Source organism: Amycolatopsis sp. NPDC059235 (assembly GCF_042754125.1).
Classification (GTDB): domain Bacteria; phylum Actinomycetota; class Actinomycetes; order Mycobacteriales; family Pseudonocardiaceae; genus Amycolatopsis; species Amycolatopsis albidoflava.
Genome location: NZ_JBHZAG010000147.1, coordinates 1 through 2,117, shown reverse-complemented (window position 1 = coordinate 2,117; position 2,117 = coordinate 1). Strand labels below are relative to the sequence as shown.

1 protein-coding gene is annotated in these 2,117 nt (G+C 68.0%); it reads left to right on the top strand.

Translation table 11 applies throughout. The annotated features are described in order from the left end of the window. Positions 1-311: 311 nt before the first annotated feature. The gene (locus ACFXI3_RS45115; RefSeq protein WP_378408242.1) at positions 312-2,030 is read left to right on the top strand and encodes a glycosyl hydrolase family 18 protein; all 1,719 of its coding nucleotides are present in this window, start codon (positions 312-314) and stop codon (positions 2,028-2,030) included. The last annotated feature ends 87 nt before the right edge of the window (positions 2,031-2,117 follow it).

The following is a 2,117-nucleotide window of genomic DNA, read 5'->3' as shown; positions in this document are numbered from 1 at the left end:
CGTCCCCGCCCCGCTCGCGCTGGGCGCGCCGGCCCGGGCCAGGCACCCGGTGGGTGGATCTTGTGGGCTGGGTGTTTTTTCCGGTTCTCACCGGCAGAAACACTCACGAGGCCGACGGCCGCTCGGTGCCCGGCACCGGACCACTGGCCCCCGGTGGCGCCCGACGATCCGACCCGGCCGTTCGGCCGCATTAGTGGTCTAGACCTTGACGGGTGACTGGTCCAGTCCAATTCTGAGAAGGTTCCGGCCGTGCGCCGCCGCCGCACGGCCCCTTTTTCGGCACTGGAGCCCGCATGCGACGAAGAAGTCACTTGTCACGATTGTCCGCTGTCCTGGCCGCCGCCGCGGCTCCGCTCGGCGTGCTGGTCGCCACCGCGGCCCCGGCGCACGCCGCGACGCCGCTGCCCAACCACGTTTTCGCGCCCTACTTCGAATCCTGGAACGGCCAGAGCCCGGCCGCGATGGCCCAGGAAGCCGGCGTCAAGCACCTGACGATGGCCTTCCTGCAGACCGCCTCCTCGGGTTCGTGCACCGTCCTCTGGAACGGCGACGCGAGCCTGCCGGTCGCGGATTCGTCGTTCGGCGCGGACTTCCGCACCATCCGCTCGCGCGGCGGCGACGTGATCCCGTCCTTCGGCGGCTACACCGCGGACCACAACGCCACCGAAATCGCCGACAGCTGCACGGACGTCGACAAGATCGCGGCGGCGTACGAATCGCTGATCACCACCTACGACGTGCCGCGCCTCGACATGGACATCGAGGACAACTCGCTGACCAACTCGGCCGGCGTCGACCGCCGGAACAAGGCGATCAAGAAGGTCCAGGACTGGGCCGCGGCCAACGGGCGCTCGCTGCAGATCTCCTACACGCTGCCGACCACCACGAGCGGTCTCACCAGCGCGCTGGGCGTTCTGCAGAACGCGGTTTCCAACGGAGCCAAGGTCGACGTGGTCAACCTGATGACCTTCGACTACTACGACAACGCTACGCACAACATGGCGCAGGACACCCAGACCGCCGCCGCCGGACTGGTGTCGCAGCTGGCTTCGCTGTACCCGGACAAGTCGCAGGACCAGTTGTGGGGGATGGTCGGCATCACCGAGATGCCGGGCATCGACGACTTCGGTGCGGCCGAAACCTTCACCACGGCCGACGCGGTCACTGTCTACAACTGGGCGGTGTCCAAGGGCATCAACATGCTGTCGTTCTGGGCGCTGCAGCGGGACAACGGCACCTGCCCGGGCACCGGAGCACAGGACACCTGCTCCGGCATCCCGCAGGACAAGTGGTACTTCAGCCACACGTTCGCTCCGTTCACCGGCGGAACTCCGGTGCCGGGCAACGACTTCTCGGTGACGGCCAGCCCCGCGTCGGCTTCGATCGACCCGGGCGGCTCGGCGACCGGGAAGGTGGCCACCGCGGTGACTTCCGGTACGGCGCAGCAGGTTTCCCTTGCCGTGAGCGGTGCCCCGGGCGGCGTGACCGCATCGGTCAGCCCGGCCACGGTCAAGGCGGGGGAGAGCGCGAACCTGTCCATCACGACGACGGCCGCGACTCAGCCGGGCGTCTACCCGCTGACCATCACCGGTTCGGTGGCGGGCGGCGGCAGTCACACCGCCACGTATACGTTGACGGTCAACGGAACCAGCCCGACCGGCAGCGTCATCAACGGCAACTTCGAGACCGGTGCGCTGAGCCCGTGGACCGGGGGGACGATCGTGTCCTCGCCGGTGCACTCCGGCAGCCACGCGCTGCAGGTGTCGCCGACCGCGTCGACGACCGGGGAAGCGGCGCAGAACCTGACGCTCGCGCCGAACCACGCGTACACGTTGACGGCTTGGGTGCAGGGCGGCTACGCCTACGCCGGGGTCCGCGGGGGAGCGACGGCCAGCTCGTGGACGGCGAACTCCGGCTGGACCAAGCTGACCATCCCGTTCACCACCGGCTCGTCCGGCGCGGTGACGGTGTACGTCCATGGCTGGTACGGCCAGAGCCCGATCTACGCGGACGACATCTCTGTCGGCTGATTAGTGTATAACGACCTATACAGCCGGGCGCGTGGGGAAAATTATAACCTAGACGCCCGCGCACGGGAACAACCAAAGAAGAAAAAT